23 protein-coding genes and 1 pseudogene are annotated in these 24,459 nt (G+C 53.4%); 4 read left to right on the top strand and 20 right to left on the bottom strand.

Going from position 1 to position 24,459, the window contains the following annotated elements; translation table 11 throughout:
* Positions 1-50: 50 nt before the first annotated feature.
* The 11 genes from KDK82_RS16125 to KDK82_RS16170 form a co-directional block, all read right to left on the bottom strand.
* A complete protein-coding gene (locus KDK82_RS16125; RefSeq protein WP_052734035.1) occupies positions 51-806 on the bottom strand; it encodes a ZIP family metal transporter in 756 nt (251 codons plus the stop codon).
* A gap of 56 nt (positions 807-862) precedes the next feature.
* Positions 863-1,537, bottom strand: a complete 675-nt coding sequence (locus KDK82_RS16130; RefSeq protein ID WP_046238814.1) for a hypothetical protein — start codon at positions 1,535-1,537, stop codon at positions 863-865.
* Between the two features lie 5 nt (positions 1,538-1,542).
* On the bottom strand, positions 1,543-2,190 hold the full coding sequence (locus KDK82_RS16135) for a HupE/UreJ family protein (RefSeq protein ID WP_080945296.1): 648 nt from the start codon (positions 2,188-2,190) through the stop codon (positions 1,543-1,545).
* Between the two features lie 137 nt (positions 2,191-2,327).
* Positions 2,328-2,696, bottom strand: a complete 369-nt coding sequence (locus tag KDK82_RS32120; RefSeq protein ID WP_128422650.1) for a hypothetical protein — start codon at positions 2,694-2,696, stop codon at positions 2,328-2,330.
* 134 nt (positions 2,697-2,830) lie between these two features.
* Positions 2,831-4,171: an MFS transporter gene (locus tag KDK82_RS16140; protein WP_046986836.1), complete on the bottom strand. Its 1,341-nt coding sequence runs from the start codon at positions 4,169-4,171 to the stop codon at positions 2,831-2,833.
* 47 nt (positions 4,172-4,218) lie between these two features.
* The gene (locus KDK82_RS16145) at positions 4,219-7,452 is read right to left on the bottom strand and encodes a CusA/CzcA family heavy metal efflux RND transporter (RefSeq protein ID WP_046238794.1); all 3,234 of its coding nucleotides are present in this window, start codon (positions 7,450-7,452) and stop codon (positions 4,219-4,221) included.
* Positions 7,449-8,633: an efflux RND transporter periplasmic adaptor subunit gene (locus KDK82_RS16150; protein WP_046238793.1), complete on the bottom strand. Its 1,185-nt coding sequence runs from the start codon at positions 8,631-8,633 to the stop codon at positions 7,449-7,451. Before KDK82_RS16150 ends, KDK82_RS16145 begins: the two co-directional genes overlap by 4 nt.
* Positions 8,630-9,823, bottom strand: coding sequence for a TolC family protein (locus tag KDK82_RS16155; protein WP_088165682.1), 1,194 nt, complete (start codon positions 9,821-9,823; stop codon positions 8,630-8,632). The genes KDK82_RS16150 and KDK82_RS16155 overlap by 4 nt, the downstream gene beginning before the upstream one ends.
* A 212-nt stretch (positions 9,824-10,035) precedes the next feature.
* Positions 10,036-10,584, bottom strand: a complete 549-nt coding sequence (locus KDK82_RS16160; protein WP_046238812.1) for an RNA polymerase sigma factor — start codon at positions 10,582-10,584, stop codon at positions 10,036-10,038.
* 20 nt (positions 10,585-10,604) lie between these two features.
* The gene (locus tag KDK82_RS16165) at positions 10,605-11,051 is read right to left on the bottom strand and encodes a periplasmic heavy metal sensor (RefSeq protein ID WP_046238792.1); all 447 of its coding nucleotides are present in this window, start codon (positions 11,049-11,051) and stop codon (positions 10,605-10,607) included.
* Positions 11,048-11,344, bottom strand: a complete 297-nt coding sequence (locus KDK82_RS16170; protein WP_046238791.1) for a CnrY/NccY family anti-sigma factor — start codon at positions 11,342-11,344, stop codon at positions 11,048-11,050. Before KDK82_RS16170 ends, KDK82_RS16165 begins: the two co-directional genes overlap by 4 nt.
* Before the next feature lie 439 nt (positions 11,345-11,783).
* Between KDK82_RS16170 and KDK82_RS16180 the strand changes: the two are divergent.
* A pseudogene (locus tag KDK82_RS16180) lies at positions 11,784-11,948 on the top strand (IS5/IS1182 family transposase); the annotation flags it as partial.
* Positions 11,949-12,387: 439 nt separating this feature from the next.
* The gene (locus KDK82_RS16185; protein WP_046238789.1) at positions 12,388-12,873 is read left to right on the top strand and encodes a DUF6328 family protein; all 486 of its coding nucleotides are present in this window, start codon (positions 12,388-12,390) and stop codon (positions 12,871-12,873) included.
* A 476-nt stretch (positions 12,874-13,349) separates the two neighbouring features.
* On the opposite strand, the gene KDK82_RS32125 is transcribed toward KDK82_RS16185, so the two are convergent.
* The 3 genes from KDK82_RS32125 to KDK82_RS16195 all read right to left on the bottom strand — a co-directional run bounded on the left by KDK82_RS32125 (position 13,350) and on the right by KDK82_RS16195 (position 16,201).
* The gene (locus KDK82_RS32125; RefSeq protein WP_128422649.1) at positions 13,350-13,523 is read right to left on the bottom strand and encodes a DDE-type integrase/transposase/recombinase; all 174 of its coding nucleotides are present in this window, start codon (positions 13,521-13,523) and stop codon (positions 13,350-13,352) included.
* A gap of 413 nt (positions 13,524-13,936) precedes the next feature.
* Entirely contained in the window at positions 13,937-14,650 is a 714-nt protein-coding gene (locus tag KDK82_RS16190; protein WP_046238788.1) for a winged helix-turn-helix domain-containing protein, read from the bottom strand.
* Between the two features lie 18 nt (positions 14,651-14,668).
* A complete protein-coding gene (locus KDK82_RS16195) occupies positions 14,669-16,201 on the bottom strand; it encodes a hypothetical protein (protein ID WP_088165623.1) in 1,533 nt (510 codons plus the stop codon).
* Between the two features lie 331 nt (positions 16,202-16,532).
* On the opposite strand from KDK82_RS16195, the gene KDK82_RS16200 reads away from it, so the two are divergent.
* Positions 16,533-17,579, top strand: coding sequence for a porin (locus KDK82_RS16200; protein WP_046238786.1), 1,047 nt, complete (start codon positions 16,533-16,535; stop codon positions 17,577-17,579).
* Between the two features lie 133 nt (positions 17,580-17,712).
* Complete coding sequence (locus KDK82_RS16205) at positions 17,713-18,039, top strand: CzcE family metal-binding protein (protein ID WP_080945292.1); 327 nt, start codon at positions 17,713-17,715, stop codon at positions 18,037-18,039.
* A gap of 42 nt (positions 18,040-18,081) precedes the next feature.
* Here the strand turns inward: KDK82_RS16205 and KDK82_RS16210 are convergent, their stop codons facing one another.
* The 6 genes from KDK82_RS16210 to KDK82_RS16235 all read right to left on the bottom strand — a co-directional run bounded on the left by KDK82_RS16210 (position 18,082) and on the right by KDK82_RS16235 (position 24,299).
* The gene (locus tag KDK82_RS16210) at positions 18,082-18,495 is read right to left on the bottom strand and encodes a diacylglycerol kinase (RefSeq protein WP_227740895.1); all 414 of its coding nucleotides are present in this window, start codon (positions 18,493-18,495) and stop codon (positions 18,082-18,084) included.
* Positions 18,485-19,201 (bottom strand): phosphatase PAP2 family protein, encoded by a 717-nt coding sequence (locus tag KDK82_RS16215; RefSeq protein WP_080945290.1) that lies wholly within the window; start codon positions 19,199-19,201, stop codon positions 18,485-18,487. Before KDK82_RS16215 ends, KDK82_RS16210 begins: the two co-directional genes overlap by 11 nt.
* An 80-nt stretch (positions 19,202-19,281) precedes the next feature.
* Positions 19,282-21,756: a heavy metal translocating P-type ATPase gene (locus tag KDK82_RS16220; RefSeq protein WP_080945289.1), complete on the bottom strand. Its 2,475-nt coding sequence runs from the start codon at positions 21,754-21,756 to the stop codon at positions 19,282-19,284.
* A 71-nt stretch (positions 21,757-21,827) separates the two neighbouring features.
* Positions 21,828-22,082 (bottom strand): zinc ribbon domain-containing protein, encoded by a 255-nt coding sequence (locus tag KDK82_RS16225; RefSeq protein WP_080945288.1) that lies wholly within the window; start codon positions 22,080-22,082, stop codon positions 21,828-21,830.
* A gap of 31 nt (positions 22,083-22,113) precedes the next feature.
* Positions 22,114-22,500: a flagellar basal body rod protein FlgB gene (gene flgB / locus KDK82_RS16230; protein ID WP_046238784.1), complete on the bottom strand. Its 387-nt coding sequence runs from the start codon at positions 22,498-22,500 to the stop codon at positions 22,114-22,116.
* Positions 22,501-22,628: 128 nt separating this feature from the next.
* Positions 22,629-24,299 (bottom strand): phosphoethanolamine transferase, encoded by a 1,671-nt coding sequence (locus tag KDK82_RS16235; protein ID WP_088165624.1) that lies wholly within the window; start codon positions 24,297-24,299, stop codon positions 22,629-22,631.
* Positions 24,300-24,459: the final 160 nt, after the last annotated feature.

Here is a 24,459-nt window from a genome sequence, read left to right on the forward strand (position 1 = left end):
TTTCGCCATCAAATTCTCCCCGATTTTACGAACTAATCTCATGCCGCAGCTTAGTGTTCTCCAAGCAACAAGATAACGGAAAAAATCATGAATACACCGGAAGCCATCCATAAAAACTGCCCCATGGATTCCTTGGGACTCTTCTGAATTTTCAGTCTAGGAACGATATCCGCCAGCGCGACATAGGTGAAAGAGCTCGATGCCAAAGCCAGCAGCAAAGGGAGCCACGGGTCAAGTACGCCCGACAGGGCATAGGCGACGAGTCCACCGACAATGGTGAAGGCGCCGGCGCATGCCACTTTGGCTGTCGAACGAATTGCGCTATTGCCAAATTGCCGAACCACGGACAGGTCACCGATGTGATGCGGTATTTCGTGGAGCATGACCGCGGTAGTGGCTGTCATGCCTAACTGCGGGTCGATCAGAAAGGCCGAGGCGATCAGCACGCCATCGGCAAATGCATGAATGCCATCGGCGAAAATCAAGCTCCAAACGCCTGTATGTTTGCTATTTTTCGCGTGTTCAGGCTTGCATCGCATTTTTTCGCTCCCATGCTCGTGGGCGTGATGCCATAACTCAAGGCGTTCAAGCACGATCCATACGACAAGGCCAACCAGAAAAACGGTGAAGATCGTCCGACTGCTGAACGCGCCTTCCAACGCCTCGGGCATGAGGTTAAGGAACGCGGTGGACAGCAGTGCGCCGGCGGCAAAACTCAGCATTCTTTCCGCATTTCTGGAGAATCTTGAGCGCAAAATGCCGTCGGCTATCAGCACACTCCCCACCCCCGCCAGGAATGTGCCCATAAAAATGGCTGGAAATAGATTCATCGTTAAAGCCCCCCGTTACAGGGGGCAATGGATTACATACGTTTCAGAGAACCATATTCACCGGCGGTACGCAGTTTCATGGTGACTGCCGTTTGACCACGATTCCTCCAGTACCAGCCATGACTGCCTTTGAAAGCGGCTGTGAGGGTGCCCTTATCAGACGGCACGCCCTTGCCTTTTTCATAGCTGACAGAGCGGCCTGGCGCATCGCCATGGGCATCGAAATTAACGCCGCCACCCTCGGCAATCCAGTGGTAGGAGGCTTTGGCGCCTTGGTCCATGTTGAGCTTGTATTCGACGCCCTCGCCAGGCTGTAGCGTGAAGGTGACCTCATCCTTCCAGACAGGCTGGGACGGCTCCTGCTGCGCACTCACGGCGGCAGCGGTGTCGTGGTTATGGGCGTACCGATCCGTTGCAGCCGAAGCCGTGACAGCAGGGGCGGCGGGGACCACGGGCTGCGGCGCCGCAGCTTCGGCCTTGGCCACATCCTGCTGGCGATCTGCCTCGGCCTCTTGCGCCAGTTGATTTTTGATCTTGCCCATGTCCGTCAATTTGAGAACGCGGCCAATGCCGGTAGGATCGATCGCATATTCAGCAGGCAAAACGACGGTGACCAGGATGGCGACTGCAGTAATTGCAGCAATGACGGTCGATTTCACGAGTTGTTGGCTCGAAGGCAATTCGGTGATGGTAGGGACGGTATTCATAGTAATCAAACAGGGGTTGCAACAAAAAGGCCGACGGCTTGGTAGCCAAAAAGAATGAAGCCAGCCGACATCATGGCGACATTCACGGTGTAGGCATGCTTGGAAAAAGCCTGAGTTCTTCTCCAAAAACCCATTGCAATCAGAATTGCACCCAATGCCAGTAGTTGCCCCATTTCGACGCCAACGTTGAAGGACAACAGGTTCGGCACCAGTCCATCTCTGGACATGTCGTATTCCTGGATCTTGGTGGCAAGACCAAATCCGTGGCAAAGACCGAAGATCAAGGTCGCCACCTTGGTGTTGGGTTGGAATCCGAGCCACTGCCTCAAAGCGCCCAGATTGTCGAGTGCCTTATAGACCACGGACAGGCCGATGATGGCATCGATGAAGTAGCTGCTGACGCCAATGTCAAAGTAGACGCCGAGCAGCATCGTGGTGGAATGTCCGATGGCGAACAGGCTGACATACAGGCCAACATCTTTCAGCCTGTATAGATAGAAGATCACGCCAAACAGGAAAAGGATGTGGTCATAGCCCGTCACCATATGCTTGGCGCCCAGGTAGGTAAAAGGCATGATGTTCACGCCAGATATCTCCTGGATGTAACCCTTGTCTCCTTCGGTGACCGCGTGCGCCCACACCTCGGCAGGCATGGCGAGCAATGAGAATATGGCGATTAAAAATAGAAAGGCAAACAGCGGCCTTTCCTTTGCAGAACGCAAAAGCGAATAATTCAAAATTTTCCCCTACAAGTTTGATTTAATTATGCATATGAATGCACGAATCTAGGTCATACCCAGAACTTTGGGGGGCGTTCCAGTCTGTCGGCGGCTAAATCGTAGTGATGCCTGGATGCTATGGCGTAGTGCGCAAAAAGCAGCGCACGATGCCGCCATATGGGAACGACAAACGGATACGGTGTTTCGTGCGAATGGTCGCTGGCACTATGTTGGGTGCTTTTTTGCTCTTTTTCCGCCACCGAAGATGAATCGTCCACATGATCATCGTCAACTGGACTTTGATGCAAATGCAAGACATGACTACCAATCGGAGAATCATCCTGCATCATCGAAAAGAGAATCAGCCCATGGGACGCAAAAGATCCCAAGGTAGACATCATCATCCCAAGGAAAACCAGGATGATCGCGATCCATTTCAAGGGCCGGCCTTCTCGCGGATATTTTGCAAAATTCCCTGGCACGGAGCGAACCAATTCTTCAAGAAACAGAGGATTTCCAGCGAAAGGAAGTTTTCTTATATCCACGACGAGATACGAGATGCGCGGAATATCGCTCAGTGAGCGTCGGGCCAGCGTGGATGCAGATCGTCAATGGCAAACACATGACTGTGCTTGCGCTTTCCAAGCGGCATGCCTTCCTTCAGATGCTGGTCCCATGCCGGATCCTCCGGATGCTCATGCCCGATCTCATCTTCGTCGTCTTGCGGCCACAGCTTCCACGCGAGCGCCACGCCGATGACGGTGACAACGGCCAGCGCAGCGAAGGCAGCGGGCATGCCAAATCTGGCGCCCAGTTGGCCCGCCAGGGGATAGGTGATCAGCCAGCAGGCATGCGACAGCGAAAACTGCGCGGCGAATACCGCGGGACGGTCTTCGGCCGCGGCCGAGCGCCGCAGCAGTCGCCCACTGGGCGTGAGCGTCATGGAGTAGCCATGGCCGATGATGAACCACAGCATGAGGAATGCGGGCCATTCGTAGCCTGCCCCCATGGTGGAGACCAGCAGTCCGGCCAACAGGCCGGCGCCCATGAGGCTTGCGCCGAAAAGCATGGCGGGCCGGTCGGGCCGCTTTTCCAGGATCTTTGGCAGCCACAGTGCCATCAGCATCGATCCCCCGCCAAAGGCTGCCAGCGCGAACGGTACATCGGTGCTCGGCCGCTGAAGTTTGCTCTGGACATAGACCACGGTGTTGACGATCACCATGGCGCTGGCCGCTGCCGCAGCCAGATTCAGGGCGAGCAGGCCGCGCAAGCGTGGCGTGCGCAGATAGATGGACATCCCTCGGAAGGTTTTGGCGTAGATGCCGCCACGCACAACCACCGCCTTGGCCTGGGGCAGCGTGACCGATACCACCAAGATGGCCGAACAGAGAAAGCCCACCACGGTGCCGGCGAAAAGCCCGTGGAAGGAAATCACGGTCAGCAGCGCCGCGGCGAGCATCGGGCTCAGCAGGCTTTCCATGTCATAGGCCAGCCGGGACAGGGAGAGCGCGCGCGTGTAGTCCTTTTCTTCGGGCAGGACGTCCGGAATCGTCGCCTGGAACGTGGGGGTGAAGGCTGCCGAAGCGGACTGCAATAGGAAGATGAGGAGGTAGACCTGCCACACCTCGCTGACGAAGGGCAGTGAAACCGCCACCGCTGCGCGCACCAAGTCCATCGCGACCAGGAAGGCGCGCCGCGGCAGACGGTTGGCGAAAGCACCCACGACCGGCGCGATGCCCACATAGGCCACCATCTTGATGGCCAGCGCAGTGCCCAGAACGCTGCCCGCATTGGGGCCGGCGATGTCATAGGCGAGCAAACCCAGCGCCACGGTCGCGAGCCCGGTTCCGACCAGCGCAATGACTTGCGCCAGGAACAGGTGGCGGTAGGTACGGTTGGCTAATACTTCCAGCATCAGTGGCTCCTCAAGGGGATACAGCGTCTCTTGGTGGCATCACCCGGTTACAGCGAAGCCGGGACCGGCGAAGCCTGCGGCTGTTCACGCTCGCGCCTTCTCAGCACCATGCCGCAAACCGCCGGCAGCACAAACAGCGTCAGTATGGTCGCCGTGATCAAGCCGCCAATCACCACAGTGGCCAGCGGACGTTGCACTTCAGCCCCCGTCCCTGTACCGATCGCCATGGGCACGAAGCCCAGTGATGCAACCAGTGCCGTCATGAGCACCGGGCGCACGCGTTCCATCGCCCCTTCGATGACGGCCACATTGGCACTCAACCCCTCTTCCAGGCGCGATCGAATGGCGGAGATCAGCACCAGGCCGTTCAACACCGCGACGCCCGAGACCGCGATGAACCCCACCGACGCCGAAATGGAGAACGGGATGCCACGCAGGGCCAGGGCGAAGACGCCGCCAGCCAAGGCCAGGGGGACGGCTGTCAGCACCGTGGCGGTCAGCGCGACGTTGCCGATCGCCATGTACAGCGCCGCGGCAATCAGCACGAAGCAGGCAGGCACGATGATGGCCAGGCGCTTGGTGGCCGCTTGCAGGTTCTGGAACTGCCCGCCCCACTCGATCCAGGATCCGGAAGGCAGTTTGACTTCCTGTGCGATCCGGGCTGCGGCGTCGTCGACAAAGCTGCCCAGATCACGACCGACAACGTTGGCTTCCACATAGATGCGCCGCTTGCCGTTGTCGCGGCTGACTTCGTTCAGTCCTTGGGTGAATCGGAACTGCACCAGTTGGCGCAGCGGCACCGAGGCACGCGGCTGACCGGAGACCTCGGGCAACATCACGGGCAGCGCGCCCAGCACGTCGAGATTGCCGCGCTGCTCGCCCGGCAGGCGCACGACGATATCGAAGCGGCGGTCCCCTTCGAAGACCTGGCCCGCAGGCTTGCCTGCCAGCGCGGTGGCGACGGTATCGGCGACTTCCTTGACCGTCAGGCCGTAGCGCGCAATGGCCGCACGATCAAAGCTGATATCGAAGGTCGGAAAGCCGGTGGTCTGGGCCACGCGCACGTCCGAGGAGCCCGGCGTCTTGCGCAGCACCGACGCCACGCGCTGAGCGCTGGCGGCAAGCTGATCGAGATCTTCGCCGTAGATCTTGACGGCCACGTCGCTGCGCACGCCGCCGATGAGCTCGTTGAAGCGCATCTCGATGGGCTGTGTCACGTCGTAGTTGTTGCCGACAAGAAACGCCGTTTTCTCGCGGATGCGCTCCACCACCTGCTCCTTGGTCGTCACGCCTTCGGGCCATTCATCCTTGGGTTTGAGGATGATGTAGTTGTCCGACGCATTGGGCGGCATCGGATCGGCCGCCAGGCTGGCCGTACCGGCCTTGGAGTACACGGTCTTGACTTCCGGCAGGCTCAGCACGGCGCGCTCCAGCGGCAGATCGATGGCCGCCGACTGCTCGATGGAGGTCGATGGAATACGGACCGACGACAGGTTCAGGTTTTGCTCATCGAGCGTGGGCATGAACTCGCGGCCCACGAAGGTGAAGGCAAATGCGGCCAGGGCCAGTACCGCGACGCCAGCGCCCACGAAAGGCATGGGGTTCTGAACGGCCCGTGTGAGCAGAGGGCGATAGCGCTGCTTGGTGGCAACGATGATCTTGACTTCCTTCTCCGCGATCTCCTTGCGCAGCAGCACGGCGATCATCGCGGGCACGAAGGTCAGCGACAGCACGAAGGCGGAAGCCAGGGCCAGCATGAGCGTGATCACCATGGGCGAGAACATCTTGCCCTCCACGCCCTGGAAGGTCAGACAAGGCAGAAACACCAGGAAAATCACCAACTGGCCATAGACGGTCGGCTTGACCATTTCCTTCGATGAGGCGATGACCTCATCCAGGCGCTCCGACAAGGTCAGCAGCCGTCCCTCCTGCTGCTGCCTGTGGGCCAACCGGCGCAATGCGTTCTCCACGATGATGACGGCGCCGTCGATGATCAGGCCGAAATCCAGCGCACCCAGGCTCATCAGATTGCCGGAGATGTGCAAGGAGTTCATGCCGATCGCGCTGAACAGCAGGGACAGGGGAATGACCATGGCGGCAATCACCGCAGCACGCCAGTTGCCCAGCAAGGCGAACAGGATGACGACCACCAGCACGGCGCCCTCGGTCAGATTGCGCGCCACCGTGGTCACGGTCGCCACAACGAGCTGAGAACGGTCCAGGGTCGGGACAATGACCACGCCCGGCGGCATGGTCTTGGAAATCTCCTTGAGCTTGTCTCCCACGGCCTGCGCCACGGTACGGCTGTTCGCGCCCACCAGCATGAGGGCACTGCCCACCACGGTTTCCTGACCATCGCGGCTGGCTGCACCGGTGCGCAGTTCGCCGCCCACGCTGACCTTGGCCACCTGCCCGATGGTGACAGGAACCCCCTGGCGCTGTGCCACCACGGCGCGTGCGATCTCATCGACGGTGCGTATGCGCGCATCGGCACGCACCAGGTAGGACTCGCCCGAGCGCTGGATGTAGTTGGCCCCCACCGAGAGGTTGGCGTCCTCCAGCGCACGGTTCACATCGGCATAGGAAATGCCGAAGGCAGCCAGCTTGGCCGCGTCCGGCTCCACCAGGAACTCCTTGACATAGCCGCCCAGCGAGTCCACATCGGCCACGCCTGTTGTGGTGCGCAACTGGGGCCTGACGATCCAGTCCTGCACCGTGCGCAAGTACGCGAGCTTGGAGACGCGATCCTTGAGCCTCTCGCCTTCGTCGGTGAGGAAGCTGCCATCACTTTGCCAGCCCGGTTCGCCGTCCTTGGCGGTGGCGCCCTTGCCTTCGGGATGCTCGAACTCCACGCTGTAGTGGAACACCTCGCCCAGGCCGGTGGACACCGGCCCCATGCGCGGCTCAGCGCCATCGGGCAGGCTGGCCCGCGCCTGAGCCAAGCGCTCGGACACCTGCTGCCGCATGAAATACAGATCGGCATCTTCCTTGAAGATGGCCGTGACCTGACTGAAGCCATTGCGGGAAAAAGACCGTGTGCGTTCGACACCATTGAGGCCCGCCAACGCGGTCTCGATGGGATAGGTCACACGCTTTTCGACTTCCACGGGGCTCAGCGTGGGCACGACCGTGTTGATCTGAACCTGCTTGTTCGTGATGTCCGGCGTCACGTCGATCGGCAGCAGGTTGAGCTGCCAGCCACCGAACACCGCCAGCACCAAGGTCAGAAACAGCACCAACCAGCGCTGCCTGACCGATGCGGAGAGGATTGCGTTGATCATTCGTCGTCTCCGGCGTTCTTCTTGGCCTGCGCCTTGACCAGGAATGCATTGCGCGTGGCAACACGGTCACCGGCTGCTGCGCCTGAAATCACCTGGGCCACGCCGCCGCTACGCGCGCCGATCAGCACGGGCTGGGCACGAAAGCCCTGGTCCGTCTTGACGAACAGCACATCGCGCCCATCCAGATTCTGGACCGCGCTTTCTGGCACGGTCAGGCCGGAAGATCCTCCATTGCGGGCATGCAGCCTGACTTGAACGCCCTCGCCCACCACCAGGGCCACCTTGGGCTCGCTGGGCGTCAGCACGACCGTGGCCGCGCGCGAGGCGTTGCTCGCGGTGGGCGTGATGGAACGCACGATGGCGGCAATGGGGTTGCCACTGGAAGGGATGATGGTGGCCAGCTCGCCGACGGCAATGCGCCCGGCCTCGGCCGGCGTCACAGCGGCCTCGATCTGTAGCGCACCGGGAGCGGCCACGCGAAACAGCTCGGTGTTGGGCGCCACATAGGCCCCGACCACCGCATTCACCGCGGTGACACTGCCGGAAATCGGGCTCACCACGGCAACGGCACGCCCATCCTCCGAGACCTGGGCGGCGCGCGCCACGGAGCTCGCACGCTGCGACTCGGCCTCGGCCACATCCAGCCCCGCTTTGGCGGCGTCCATGTCCTGGCGGGGCGTCACGCCCTGCTGGAAGAGTTCGAGTTCGCGCGCATAGGATTTGCGGGCCAGATCGGCCTTGGCCTGGGCGACGCGACGGTCCGCCGCCATGGTTGTAGCGTCCAGACTATCGACGGTCGCGAGCACGTCGCCTGCCTTCACCGCATCGCCCAACCGCCGTGCCACGCGCTGAATCGTTCCGGTCGCGCGCGCCACCAGAACGGCCTCGCCGCCTGGCGCCGCCGTCACGGTGGCCGGAGCGAGAATCTCCAGGGCCACATCGCCAGGCGTGATCGCTTCCACTGTGATGCCCGCGGCCTGAAGATAGTCATCCGGTATTTGAACCACGCCAGCGGGTGCATCCGACGCGGGAGCAGGGGTCGGCGCCGAGGCAATCGCAGCGGCAGGCGCGACCGCGGGCGCAGACTTTCCGATCTGGGCTGCGCCAAAGCCGATTGCGGCGGCGGCACTGGCGACTCCAGCGACCAGCAGCCAGGGGGTAGTACGACGGTTCTCAGTCATTTGATTTCTTCTCCGAAGGCCAGGCGCCCTTCCGCCTGCGCCATTGCCGACAATGCGCGTACGCGCGCCAGACGCGCGCCAATGGTGGATCCGCGTGCCTCCGACAGGGCGCGGCGGATCACGAGCAGTTCCACCAGGGAGGTTTTGCCCGCTTCGTAGCCAACGCGGCCGAGCCGATATGCTTCATTCGCCGCGGCCTCGCCCGTCGATGCCGCCGTCAACCGCTGGTCGGCCGCCTGCACTTGCGCCAACGCCGTGCGCAGATTGGCCTGAGCCAGCAAGCGAGCTTCCTCCAGCCGGGACTCGGCGGCGATGACGCGCTGCTGGGCGGCAGAAATGCCGCCCGCATTGCGATCGAGCAGAGGAATCGTTGCGCTGACGCCCACGACATAACCGCTTTGGCTGGACCAGGCATAACGCCGCACGCCCGCACTGATACCGATTTCAGGCACCCACCTTTTTTGCTCGACGGTGACTTGTGCCTGAAGCGCATCGCGCTCCGCACGGGCGGTGACCACCGAGGGTGCCTCCTGTACCGACGAGGCAGGACTGTCGTTGGCCGCGTTCAGCAGCGTGCCGCTGACCCCTGAGTAGGCGATGTCCGATCCGACGAGCGCGGACAGGCGCTCCAACGCCTGGGTGAGGTCGGCCGCGCTCGCTTGCGTATTCGCCTGCGCGGCCGCCACGCTCGCCTGGGCCTGCGCCAACCTCAGTTGCGCTTCCTTGCCCGCTTTCACCTGGGCCTGTGCCACACCCAGATCGTCTTTGGCACGCGCCAGATCGTCCTGTGCCAGTTGCCGTAGTGCCTGGGCCGCTTCCACCGAGGCATAGGCCACGGCAAGGCCCGCGGCAAAATCGACCTGGGCCTGGTGACTGCGGGTCTGCGCCAATCCGAGATTGCGCTCGCCGGCCTCGATGCGAGCGGCCCGCTTGCCAAACACTTCCAGGGGCTGGGTAACGGTGTAGGTACTTTGGCGCTGGCTTTGGCCGCCGCTGGCCGGTGCGCCCAGATTTTCAAAGAGCGTGTCCACTCGCGGGTTGAGCAAGGCCCTGGACTGTTGCGCATCCGCTGCGGCAGCGCCGACATTGGCTTGTTGCTCCATCAGCGCAGGCGCTTGTGACAGTGCCTGTGCCAATAACTGTGCATAGACCGGCGCGTCAGCCGCGTTCGCATGGGTAACGCTCAACATGGCCACGCCAAGCGCCACGATGGCGCGTCGATAGGGGAGAACGGGAATGATGGCGAGCCTCCTTTCAGGCAGTCGGCACTCCAGCGTTTGTGGAGGAGTCAACTAGGAATACGGCGCTGCCCGCATCTCCCCCTCGTTCTCAGACAAAAAAAATTTACGACAAAGATGTGCCGTCCCTGTGCCGCCTTCCACGCGCCCAGAACGAGATCGGCTCAGGCGCTGCTACCGCGCGAAATCAGCAGGGTCAGCTTGCTGCGCGCCCGAGTGAGGCGGCCTTCAAGCGCCTTGAGGGTGATGCCCAGGGCGGCTGCGGCCTCGGGCTGGGTGAGTCCCACAATACCGGTCAGGACGATGGCCTCTCGCTGGTCACGCGGCAGCAGAGAGAGTGTCTGGGTCACTTTGGCCAGTTCCCTGCGGGCGGCCGTTGCGCGCTCCGGGCCAGGCGCGGGATCCGTTTGCTCGGGCGTGTCCGGGCTGAGCAGATCCAACGCGCCGAACAGGAAATTGCGCACCTTGCGGAAGCGGTACAGATCCCGCATCTTGTTCATGGCGATGCCGAAAAGCCAGGCGCGAAAAAGACGGGATTCATCGTAGTCGCCCAGGGCCTTCCACACAGCCACAAAAGTCTCCTGAGTCACGTCATCGATGTCGGTGTCAGGAATGCCAAAGCTGCGCGCGGCCTGTGTCACCGCTGCGCCATAACGGTCAACGAGTACCTTGAAGGCACGCTGATCGCCTTGCGCCGCGCGCTTGGCCAACACAGCGTCCGAATCCGAGGCAATCACTGCGAACCACGCCGAAGCGCTTCCACCAACACGTTGTCGTACGCCGGCCGATGCTCGGGCTTGAGTCCGGCCCGCATCTCGAAAACGTGCACGAGCGTGGCGCGCTGCAGATCTCCAGCGGCTTTCTCCACTTCACGAATGGCGGACTCGACCTCCGGCGACCAGGAGGGATTTTTGGAGATCGCTTCGGCCAACTGGCCATTCGCGGCGCGCAAGCGCTTTTCTATCTCCTGGCGCCGCTCCGCGAATGCCTGCTCTTTGGTCTCCAGGATTTGCTTTTCATTGGCGTCCAGGGGGACAGCGCGATGCAGCATCTCATGGAGGTCCGTCTCGGGTCGCGGCGCATTGTGCCGAACCATGACAATCGCCCCGGCCACCAGGACGCCGAACAGAGCCCCAGCAATCGTCGCCAACGCAAAACGTCGTAGTCGATGGGCCATCATTCCCCCACGAGCAAGCCGAACGGCGAGGCCGCCGGCGGTGCAGAAATCCAGGTGGCCACGGGCTGCTCCCATGCCTTGGCGGCAATCGAGTCCAACCCGGCGAGGGCCACTATCGCGGCAACGGCGGCGCACAACATGGCCAACCGGGCATCGTGTCTGGCCAGTGCCAAAGCTGAGGACGCGGGCGAGGTGCTCGCGCTGATCCGCTGCAAGACCTTGTCGCTATTGACAGGTGCATCGGCATTTTTGGTCAGGTTGGCTGCATCTGCGAGCCACTTGTCTATGTCCACCATGGCAGACCTCCTTTGGAGCTGTTCATCTCTCTATACGGCTGCGAAGCAATTTCCCCTCGGAAAATATGCAAATCTCTGCCAAAAGCTTAAGCGGCGTTGTCCTTGGCCGCCAGTCGCCTTGCCGGAGGACTGCAGCACGAAATACAAGACGTGTAAAGCTTGGGGGCACGTCCCCGCTTTCCCGAGCGCCTGGACTACACTGCGCCGCAATATGTTTCGCCGCCTGATCGTGCTTGTCCGAGTATGCTGCCTTTGCTGGCAGTCCTTGGACTTTGCGGGAGCCGGCGTCGCTTCGAGACATTGCAGCACGCCAGCTGTGTCATCGGAGATTGGATCGGCTTTTACAACAACCGCCGGCCTCAACAGAGGCTAGCCCTGAAGACCTCCACTGAAGCATTCGCATTAGCGGCCTGACCTGTGCAGGTTCTGCTTGGTCAATACACGGCTGGGCAAGCACCGGTGGGTGGTGGAGAGGACGCACAGCTGGTTTGCAGGCTTTGGCAAACTGAGAATCCGCTTTGAACGACGGCGGGATATCCACGAAGCACCGCTGAAATTGGCGGGAGCGATCATCTGCGCACGCTTCGTAGATCAGTGGTGTTAGCCAGTCTGAGTGGCGCGCGCACCTCGCCGCTCAATGAGTCTATGGGTTTCTCAAGGCAGAGCAAGCCAGCACCTATCTCGTCAGTCCCAGACCGATGACTGAATCAGAAGTAGGTGATCGCCGCGACTACTGTGTCCATCAAGTGCTATCGTAGAACACGAGAAGGCTGAGATGCCTTCGCGGACGCGACCCGGCGACGGAACACCTAAAAATTTAGGGGGAAACTTCTCGTGAAACTAAAAACTGAGTAGTCCACGATTTCAAAACTATGCTGCTCGAGCTACGCCAAGTGCTTGCTGTACCTCGCGTCGAAGTTCAAGACTCGAGGAGATTCGGCACCCACACTCAGCCGCAGGTGCCTTGATGTGGGCTTGAGCCATGTGCATAACACGCTCTAGAAAAACTATCAACGTAGGAATAAAGAAAAGGATAGCTCGGAATGAATACTTCACACATTCACACAAAAATAGATCAAGATGATCTTGAAGTCTATGATGATGGAGATTTGACGGACCTTCTTGGAGAACTCCGAGTCTTACTCCCTAGCTCACAGCTTCTTTCAGCATTTTTGATAACGGTACCCTTCATGCCGGGATTCAACGCCATCGCATATACTGAAAAATGGGTCTTCTTAGCGACATTTCTTTTGGCAGTGACGAGCCTAGTATTACTAAGCGCAACTGCCGTACAGCATCGATTGATACGACCGCTGATTGACAGACCTCGTTTTAAAACATTTGCATCACGCCAAATTCTGGCAGGTGCTGTAACGCTTGCGATCGCACTAATATCAGGCACACAGCTTGTTCTATCCACCATCTTTGGCCATTTCGTTGGTAGCTTAGCTGCGGCACTGATTGCGACCCTAATCTTCACGCTATGGTGGTGGCTGCCGCGTCGCTGGAAAGCGACTGAGAAATTATGATCAAACTCCAGATTTCATGTTACGGAAGATAGCTCACTATGCAGAAAAACTGATTTAGCAAGAATTATATGATTGTGTGTTCTTTGTCGAATTCCAGCTATTTCACAATTATAAACCACTAATTCAACTGCACCAATTGGAACACAAATCCCATTCTTCTGAAGTTTGTTCTTTTATCGTGACCTCTCCAACTGTGCTATCTTAGGCAATCTATGATTATTTTCACCTTCCGGTATCAAATCTAATGCATACAACACCACGGGGGAATAGATCTCCTCACAGAGCTATAGATGTGACCAGGTATGATGTGCTTGGGGATTCGAGCCTGGATATCAGAGCGACTTGACCGATGCCGGCGTGCAGTTTGTGCCAGTTGTAATGGTACGGCCAGCACGCCAGAACGTCGGTCCGCTCAGCTGAGGTCTGGTACGTCCACCCATAGAGCCCACTCGAGCAGCGCGAACTGGATGAATCGTTCAGCCTTGTGGCTGGTTCGATCTGGCGAACTTGAGTTGTACGCCCAAAGCCTTGTAAGCAGCAGCAATCGCCTTTGACGGGAAAGCTGCACCGTTGTCAACCAGCAAGCGTTTAACGCTCATTCCCAACCCAGCGCGGCACGCCATCGCATTGTGCAGGAGCGCTGGCTTCATGCTTCTTCTCGCCGGGATGCATGGTGGTGAAGGCTATGCCTGCATGGTCATCAATAGTCACAAAAAGCATCGCCCACATGCACTTTCAACCGAGTCACGCCGGTAGCAGTCCACTCAATGACTTACCTGACGATGCAGCCGAGCTTCTTGGTGTCGATTGCAGTATGTCCCCGCGTTCATCCTGCTCGCAGCACTTCACCGTTAAAGAAACAACAACTTGGCTTTAACTCAATGCGCCCACTTATTTTTCCCGCATAAAATTAAAAGCAGGAATGCAGATTATGCATTCATGTACAAAGATATCACGCCAATGCATCTGCAGTACACATTAAAATTGCTACTCAGATTCAAACTAAGGTTGACAAGATCCAATTGCAAAAAATTGCAAGTTAATGATGCATTATTCTTTTTATCTAATAATCTTCAGACATCTCGTCAAACTTACCTTTCACATGGCGAATCTCCAGGATATAGCCCGATCCTCGTTGAGTATGAAGTAGTTTGATATCATAAGGATCATCAAGCTTTCTACGCAACCTTCGCACTGCTACGTCCACCATGTTTTTAGTAAAATTGCCGTCTCTATTCCAAACCTGTGCCGCCAGAGACTCCCGAGACAAAAGCTGACCAGAGCGCCGCATAAATGCCAACAGCAATGAAAATTCACCTTTGGTTAAATCAAGCCTCTTGCCCTTTCGTTCTGCACGCTGCTTAGAAAGATCAAGAATAAGATCTCCTAAATAATAGCACTCCTTGTTATTGAACTCAAGAAGCAATCGGCTCTTCAGCTGTTCAATTCTTTTTATGAAACTCTCACTGTGGTCTGAGATTGATGGATCTATTTTCACCCCATTATCGAAGAACACTTCTCGATCCTTGCCATCTTTAATTTTTGTTAGGATCATCATTGGAAGATATTTATCCGTATTAATTTTTGCGAACAATTTAAATTTTTCCAGGAGAATTTTATTCTCATAAAAAAGTATTAAATTTATCTCATTTTTAATAGCATGACGGAGTCCAGAGTGATAGTCACTGAACTCGTCGAAAATATAGCCAAGCGCGCGCAAGGTATCTCGCAAATAATGCGAAACTCCTGCCGGAGGCCTAATTACAAGCATGCGCATTGTGAGATGGACAAATTATTAAAAGACCTCTTTAATAATCTCTTTTTGCACCTTCGCCCATTTTGTCCCCAATCGAATAGCTTCTCTTTGTTGAGATGAAACGGAAGAAAAGAAAAACCTCTCTTGGATATGTAATTTTTGGAGTAGGCGCCTTAGCTGAAGAGATCTTGCTCGAAGAGATCCCTCTAATATGATATTTTCCGGTGATTTAGAAGAAAACAGATTGGCCGCAATTTCCAAGCAGGTCATTGCATACTCAGTAGTTGCTGGAATCACTCTAGGCTCAGCCAACTTACCTTTTGCAACTTGAGTATTCTTCTCAAGCACGATACCCCACGGTCGAATCGTAGCGTTTATGTTCATTGAAAGTGCTTCAAGCTTTGTTAGGCCAAATGCACGCGCTAAGCGCAGTCTCATCGCCAAGAGAGGTGCAATTTCTTGTATTTCTGATATGGCACTTTGGGCTTCATCTTCTGGACCAAAGACAGGCAAGACGAAGGAGCATAGAAGCGATCGTGCCAGAGGATCACCTTTATTTGCTGCAGAGTGCAGCATTTTCATCCCAGACTCCATGGAGTCTATCTCCACAGACTCCCTAAGAATCATCACGCCTAGGCAACGCTCTGCCTCCGCAATTCCGTGTTTGGCGGCCTTCTCCAGACAAAATCTAGCCATAGTGGGATTAGCAACCGAACTACGGTAGTCTGAGCAAATTCGAAAGAGGTGCAGCCATGCCATAGATACACCAGAATCTCCAGATCTCAGTAGCAATGCAACTGACTTTCTCAAGTTTTGGCTTCTGACAAGACGCTTTGCGGGCAAATGTCCACATGGGTAGCCCGCCAGAGATCTCCCGAGAATATGGCAGGCCTTGAGATCGCCCACGGCAGAGCATCGTTCTAAGCTTTGCTCAATTAAATCAGCTGGCAAATGTCCTAAATCGTGTTTAAATTTCTCCGCATAGGCGACTATGTCGCATATGAGCTGATGCAAAGTCATGTTTAGTGGCACGAAGCAGCTATGGGATGAAAGGACCGACAGAATCTGAATGCACCTATCCGGCTGTCTTCCATTTAAAGCCGATCTTGCTTCACTGGCGATTATGGAAGAAACGTCAGTCGGATGTATAATCCTAAGCGCATGTAAGGAACTTAGTAGCTTGCCTACAGAAATTTTCTGATGGCTTGTGTCAGTGCTATCAAGCAATTGAGTTGTACAGCGCTGTAGCCAAACTTTCCCCATTTCTGCTTCACAGCGCAAGAAGTGCCACGCGGAAAGCTTGAGCCGCGCAATCTCATCATTTTCTGCTGCATTCTTTAGTGCAAAAATCAAGTCTTCTTTGACTATTTCTTTTAAAGAGAGATGAGTAGACAATGAGATAGATGCTCTTTGCTGGGCCTTAGGGAACGCGGATTTTAGATATGAAACACCTATAGAAATATTCTTAGAAATTCCAGGTGAGCCTGTTAAGTATGCTTCCCCCAGCTTCAAACATGCTTCTATATCTCCTGTTTTAGCAAGCTGTCTCAGCTGCAGATCCTCGCTCCGCATCACACTCCCCCGGGTTAGCTATTAATCAAGGAACCTAATTCCGATTCCTACTAGATCAAAGACGTTAGCAAACTAATCCCGGCAACTTCCAACCAAAAAAAATGACATATTTGCAATATTCGTGCAAACAATATGTGGTGACTATAAGGACATAGGCCTCGAAAGCTCGGATTGTTGGTGGCATGGTTCGTGAAATCTAGAAATCAGCGAATTTGACTTGCGCAACCTTACTCATTCCTTTTCATCCAGCGATATTTTTGCGCGCGACGTTTACGATTTCTGCTGATGCCCGAAGCAGGCATCAATCAACAGTTTTCTTAAGGAAATGATCATGAACTTCAAACACATAGTCGCGCTGTCCCTGGCAGGCGTGGCTGCCGGTGCCAGCGCCCAATCTTCCGTCGAACTGTTCGGTATCGTTGACGTGAACACGCGTTACGTGAACAACAGCAACCTTCCCAGCAACCTGACCATGAACAACAGTGGTCTCGCGTCTGGTCGTTGGGGACTGCGCGGTGTTGAGGATCTGGGCGGTGGCTTGAAAGCGGGTTTCTGGCTTGAATCTGACATTGCTGCTGATACCGGTACGTTCAGTTCGACTGGTAAGTTCTTCCAGCGTCGATCGACAATTAGCTTGATGGGCAATTTTGGTGAAGTTCGTCTCGGACGCGATTTCTCGCCTGCTTCCCAAAATGCGACCAAGTACGACCCGTTTAACGTGATTGGTTTGGCCGGTTCAAACGTTACTAGCCGCATGCCTGGTGCGTTTGCGTCCTACTATCGTCATGACAACGCTATCCAGTACTTCTCACCCAAGTGGAACGGTTTGCAGGCTGAGGCGATGTATGCCATGGATGAAGACCCGTTGACCAGCGTTGGCCGCCATATCGCGGGTCGTTTGGCCTATGACAATGGTCCTCTGAGCATGTCCGTTTCGTATGGCGCGACCGATGTCAACGCCTCGGGCGCAAAGCTCAAGCAATACGGTGCGGCCGCTTCCTACAACTTTGGAGTGGCAACCCTGATGGGCTACTTCCAGCGTGATGATTTGCCCTATGGTATGTATGGCTCGCGTGCTGTAGGGTCTGAGGACCGCTGGCAAATTGGCGTCACTGTTCCCGTTGGCAAGGACTACATTCGTGCCAACTATGTGCGTACAGACTCGCGCGGAGGCCCGGCCGCCTATAACGGTAGCGACGCCAACAAGTTCGCTATTGGCTACGTGCACAACATGTCACGCCGCACTGCGCTGTACGGCACGATTGCACGTGTCACCAACAAGGGCGGCGCAAACTTTAGCCTGGTGGGTGGAGCTGCTGGACTGGCCGCTGGCGGTAGCTCCACGGGTGCAGAAGTGGGCATCCGCCACTCCTTCTGATAGGAAATTGAGATTGGCTTTCTGAACTATGACGAAAACGTAACCATTCAGCCGGTCAATTAAAATATTGCCTAGCCTATAGTAATTGCCATGAGGTGTTCGCCTCATGGCAATTTTTTTGAAAGGAACCGTAATGAAATTTGCACTGCCGTTCACTACCGCTGTCCTGCTGCTTGTTGCGGGCCAAGCTAACGCGGACTACTTTCCTACAGGGAAGTCGTACTACGGCTATGAAGTCCAGTCTACGAGCTACAGAACAATTGATCTTTCCCAGAAAGGTCCAATAAATATAACCTGTGGTGAAATCATCCAATTCATAAGCAACGGAAAGACTCTGATCTGGAAGGCGGACTCCATCTATCATACTGAAGTCCCTATAGCCAAGTTTGCACCTGTTGGATTTGATCCGCAAGGACGATCAATTTTCGTCTCTCAGAATGAATATGAGTTCGGTGGATAATTAATTCTCAATTTAAAAGCCCCACTATTATGTGGGCTTTTTTTATTTATCGATCCATATATTTTTAAAAATTAATGTGCACCAAATAATAGTGCAGAAAATTATAGCCACAAATACTGCAGCGCTTCCAAGGTCCTTTGCTTTTCTGGATAGCTCATTTTCTTCTTGGCCAAATCTATCTATGGCTGACTCAATGGCCGAATTCAATATTTCAACTATCAATACTAGAAAAACACCGGAAAGAAGAAATAATATCTCAAGCAATCCATTGCCAACTACTATTGATAAAGGGATCAAAACCAGGGCCAGCATCGCCTCAAGTCTGAATGCGGGTTCTTCCCAAGCATCTTTTAAGCCGCTCCATGAATAGCTTGTTGCGTAAAATATGCGAGAAAGTCCTCTTCGTGATTTTTGGTGATTAACAAAGATTTGGGGACTAGTTGATTTATCCAACACGATATTGAGTCTTTAGTGAAAATACTATGTATGTCAGCGCTGAGATGTACCAGCAAATGGCTAGCGCCCATAAATCATGGGATATGAAGTGGGCGCCTCGAAGTTGCTGAGTCAAACCAAAGATCAACCCCAGAGTAATGCCTATCGCAAGTCCTCGCCATCTAAACAAAGGCTTGGACATTAAGAAAAAAAAGTATAGACCAATCCAAGCGTATCCGGCACTAGCATGTCCAGCAGGGAAACAATTTCCTCTCCCAATGCTTGATGGCCGATGTTCAAACAAACCCACAAATGGTCGATCTCCTCCAAATTCAGCAAGGCTCCAAGGGCAGTCCATGTTGGTAACTGTCTTTAAGATCCCAATAGAAAAGACACATAGCAATACAGAACTACTCAGATAGATCAGAGGAAGTCTCCAAGTCCGAAAAGAAGAACCAACTTTGAAAAATGAAGAGCAAACTATTGCTATAAGTATTAGGAGAGCTGTCAAACTAACATTCTTCCCTCCTTTATGGAGTATCTTAGCTGCAATCCAATGATCTGTCAGGCGCCATTCGTAACCTTGATATTTGTAGATTTTTGTTGTCAGCCAAAAATCTCCGCCAGCAATCATCAATATGTAAGATATTGCTATTATTGGAAGGATTGGAAAAACCATGTGAGTGAGAAAAAATGGCTTACTGAAACCAAATCCTTTCTCATTCATTTTTTTTATTGAACCCATGAAAGATGGGCCCCATCTACACGAGGCCAATACAAAAAATAAGAGATTTTAGTCTTATCTGATCAAAATGCAGGCTGCTTTTTTTTGTATGCCAGAAGCCTCAACGCATTGAATACAACTAGTAAAGTCGAGCCTTCATGCACTGCTACAGCGGCTCCGATACTGAGGCCCATAATAGTCGCCGGCACTAAAACTGCCACTATGCCAAGGCTGACAAAGACATTCTGACGGATCACTGATCTTGTATGCCGACTCAGACCCACTGCAAAAGGCAAATGCCTGAGATCATCTGCCATAAGGGCAACATCAGCAGTTTCCAGCGCAACATCAGAACCAGCTGCTCCCATCGCAATTCCAACAGTAGAGTTGGCCATAGCGGGGGCATCATTCACCCCGTCGCCAACCATTGCCACCTTGGTTTTCTTCTTAAGATCTCGTATGGCTTTGACTTTGTCTTCAGGCATCAGATCGCCCCAGGCCTCATCCAGACCAACTTCCTGAGCAACTGCATCGGCGACTTTTTGATGATCACCGGATATCATTATCATCCGCGTTATACCCAGGCTCCGCAGTGCCTTCAACGCCTCTTTAGCACCAGCTCTCGGGGTGTCGAGTAATCCAATGGCCCCCAGATCTCTGTCTCCAAATCGGACAAACATCGTTGTACGACCAGATTCTCTCAGATTGTCAATGATTTGCTGTGATTCAGCGCTTAGTTTGGGGATGTCTTCAATACCGAACATCTCGGATTTACCAATCCAGACAGGTTCAGCATTAATGCTTGCTTTTACGCCGCGGCCAATAAGATTTTCAAGATCGCTAGCTACTAGATTCCGCTGATTCACTAACTTCTCGCCAGCGTCTTTCACAATTGCAGCAGCCAGCGGATGGTCGCTAAGGGACTCTACCGCTACAGCTACTTGCAAAAGCTCTTCCTGTGTAATACCTTTCGCTGGCACGATATCAGTTATGCGTGGACGTCCTTCGGTCAATGTTCCGGTTTTATCGAATGCAATCGCATTGAGAGATCCCAACTCTTCTAAGGGGGCTCCACCCTTTATCAAAACACCACCTCGTGCTGCACGAGCTATACCTGATAGCACTGCACTGGGTGTAGCAATGGCGAGTGCACAGGGGCTTGCTGCAACCAATACTGCCATAGCGCGGTAAAAGCTATCACGAAATGGCTCATCAATGACAACCCATGCAAACAGGAGCGCAAAGGCAAGTATCAGAACGGCTGGAACAAATATTCTTTCGAATTTTTCGGTGAAGCGTTGAGTTGGAGATTTGAGTGTCTCGGCCTCACTGACCATTTTCACGACTCGAGCAAGAGCCGAGTCCGCAGATTTTCTGGTCACCTCAATTTCGATACCTCCAGCACCATTGATTGTGCCAGCGAACACCTTTGACTCCGAATTAATGGCATCAGGATTTAATCTAGCCTTCTCCGCATCTTCCACGGCCTTCTTATCTACGGGAATACTTTCCCCAGTGACAGGCGCCTGGTTAACTGCGGAATTTCCTCGGACGATAAAGCCGTCAGCGGCAATCCGCTCATTTGGCTTCATGAGAACCAAGTCTCCTACAACCAGCTCTTCAACTGCAACTTCTAGTACTTGACCATCTCTCCGGACTGTTGCACTGTTGGGCGCTAGCTCGGCAAGTGCTTCAATGGCTCGCTTTGCACGTCCCATCGCGTAGTGCTCAAGAGCGTGACCTAAACTGAATAAAAATAGGAGTAGGGAACCCTCTGCCCATGAGCCCAGCGCCGCGGCTCCTCCGGCGGCCACTAGCATGAGTGTATCAATTTCAAACCGCTTGAGCCGAAGATTCTCCAGTGCCTCTCTGAGAGTAAAGTATCCACCGAAGAAATATGCTAGAACGTAAATTCCGATTGGAAACCAAGCCGGCAAGGAGGGGAGAAATTTCTCAATCGCTACGCCAAGTGCAAGAAGCACCCCGCAGGTGATAGCGAATACCATCTCTGCATTTTTCCCCAGAATTCCTCCCCCGTGATCATGGCCATGATCATTTTCATTTTTGGATTGCGGACGTTCTTTCCTGAACCCCGAATTACCTAACTCAGGTTGAGTGGGATTAATATTTAAATCTCGGAGAGCATCCAGAATATCAACTTCTTTTATTTTATTCTTGTCAAAATCCACATGAACTTGGCCAGTCGGGCTCACCTGCGCCTCTATAACTCCACTTAGACCAAGAAGCTTAGTCTCTACAGTGCGGGCTTTTCTGGCATGGTTTATACCTTCAAATTCTATAAGAAAGTGTCCCCAGCGGTCGGATATCCTGGATCCTGCTGCCTCAACTAGCTCTCTAATACGAATCAGTGGTAATTTTTCTGAATCATAGTGAATGCACAATTTAGGCCATTCGCCATCTTTGCCAGCATCCAGATGGACCTTCTCGACACCATCCCTACTTTGAATATCACTTAGTAAGCGTCTCACCAAAAGGTCATCGCTTGTTGAAATAGATGATAGAACTACCGGTATGTCTAGACGAAGTTTTTTTTTCATGATATTTAATCGACAACAGGAGATAGCTATACCTTTATCGCAGCGTGCCAGTTGACTTGGCAAGCGTCAACTTAAAGATTTTCTCTTCCACATTGCGCGCAAAATTTTGCGCCTGCAACTAAATTTGCGTCGCATCCACGACATACTAAGGAAACTCCACACTGGCCACAAAATCTGCTTGTTGCGGAGTTTGGTGTTCGGCATGTTGGGCATGCATATCCCACTTCGCCGTAACTACCTCTTTTAAGGTATCCACTGGAATTTTTGTGATGTCCATCATTTTTACGGTGATGTCCTTTTCCGAATAACCAGCTGCTGAATCCCATGATAAGCTTCCTAATTTGTTAAGATCCGTGTCTAGACAAGTTTGGATAACATTTCTCCGATTTCCATATACTCATCCACAGCTTGTTTCATTGCCAACTCCGTGCGTATTGCGTTGTCAATGAAACTAGCACGCTCCTGATCTAAATCCACCGTGTTTTTATCGAGAGAGTTCTGTGAGGCCGGGCGGTAGGCGACTTCAGTGTCGTATATGGACTTCAACTCTGAGCTTGGGATATGCCCCTTTTTCGTCTCCTTAACCGACAACATGTTGGCAGAACTTCTTTCAAGCGCTGCCTTGAAGTCCAAGTCTTTTGCTTGATACCCAGGTGTGTCCGCATTGGCAATATTGCTTGCAATTAGTGCGAGCCTTTGCGTTCTGATTCGCAATGCTATGTCTTCAAAACGAACTTCGCTCATTTCATACCCCTTTTCTAATCTTCCTTCGAAGATTTGTTGAAATGTTGTGCTTTGAGGTTGACAAACTATGAATAAATATGATATCCGCCATTAGCGCCTAAGTTGATTACAAATTTGTCATGCTGTCGTCAGTTCTCACTTGTGCAAGAAGCAGCTATGTCTAGAGTCTTATCGTAGACATTCGTCTGCACATCCAGCAGACCTAAGACTGTGTGAAAGTAGTTATCGTGGCTTATTTTGATGTTGAGATTTTTGCTTTTCAAGCACGCTAAACTTGTACCGCTTGAGATTTCCATTGGCTTTGATACCCACATTACCCATGGTATGTTTTTCTGCCCTTTCGGTGCAAAAGAATATGGAAGCCCGTGCAGATAAATATTATTTTCACCTAATGATTCTCCGTGATCGGATACGTACATGAGTGCAGTTGGCGCAGCGGGAAATGAGTTCTTCAGCCAATCTATGGCGTTGTTAATAAAGTAGTCCGTCTCGATGATGCTGTTGTCGTAAGCGTTCACGACTTCTTGTTGCGTACAACTTTGGAGCGCTGCCGACTCGCATTCGGGTTTAAATGTCTTTCTTGAGAGACTAGACCTTTTGTAATATGCAGGCCCATGACTTCCCATTTGATGAAGTACGATTACTTTTCCTTTCCCGTTTTTCATCGATGAAGATGACTGAATGCGATCCTTGAGGCCAACCAGCATGGCAGAGTCCTGGCAGACGCCATCTTTTTCGCAAAGCGGATTGCTTGGCTCATATCTGTAGTATTCGGTCGCAACCCTAGCGCAAACTCCTTTGCAACCAGACTGGTTGTCCAACCAGTAAACCGAAAGCCCAGCCTTAGCCAGGACATCCAGCATGTTTTCGTGGTTTACTTTCCTTGATGCATAGTCTTCTCGATCTAAGTGAGAAAACATACAGGGCAACGACTCAGCGGTACTGGTGCCGCAAGACCATGCGTTCTTTGAGGAGAAGATGTCAGCTCGCTTCGATAGCAGTGGCGTTGTATTCCTCTCATAGCCATTGATTCCGAAGTTTTCGGCTCTTGCTGTTTCTCCAACTATGAGTAGCAATATTGGTTCTTCGCCATTGACTAGCTCGTTAGTTTGTATTTTTGCATCTTGACCGATTTTTTCTATTTTTAAGCTTCTTCTATCCAGAGGGTTTGTAGCCACCTTTATTGTTGAGTAAAATGTATTCAAAGGACTAATTTGGTACCTCATTTTCGTATGATTTCTCATTATCGACGAGAAAGGTTGATAAATGAGGAAAATGCACACTAAAGCCAAGGCAAGTCCTAGGAATGCCAATAGTACAGATGTAAATATTGCCTTGATTGCAGTCGTCTTTTTTACGCCGGCCAGAATAATCAAGAATATGGGGATTATTGAAAATCCAAGTACCGTTACCAGTAATTCGTAGCTTAGAAGATCAATTGCTTCTCCGATATCAGTTTGCAATGTATTTCGTATCATTCCAGGATCTATTACGATCCCGTAGCTCAGCATGAAGTAGCTAGTGATGGAATTTACAAGTATTGCCCCAACCAATACTGGCTTAAGTAGTGGCCCCAAAGCAAATATTGAAAGAAGAGAGATGTTTAGCGCAGCAACTGCAACTAAAAATCCTATAAAAAATGTTACCCCAATTTCCTCTTGCAACTGGAGCAGAGTCTTCCACAGGGGGATGTTCCCCACAGTTGCAAGCCAAACACCAGTCGCAATAATCAAGACTGCTGGGCTAACTGTTAGATTGGATGAAATCTTTCGAAGCAAGCTTCGATTTTTATTTAACATGACTAGCTCTTCTTATTGAGCCAAATACAAAAAATCCCATATCCAAAGAACTACGTTCTAAAGATATGGGATTATCATTTTCACTATTACAACGAATCTATCCATTGGCTAGAGCATGCCCGCTGATCACGCAGCTCCGATTCGTCATCCACAACTTATT

The sequence above is a fragment of the Delftia sp. K82 genome, from assembly GCF_002193035.1.
Lineage (GTDB): Bacteria > Pseudomonadota > Gammaproteobacteria > Burkholderiales > Burkholderiaceae_C > Comamonas > Comamonas acidovorans.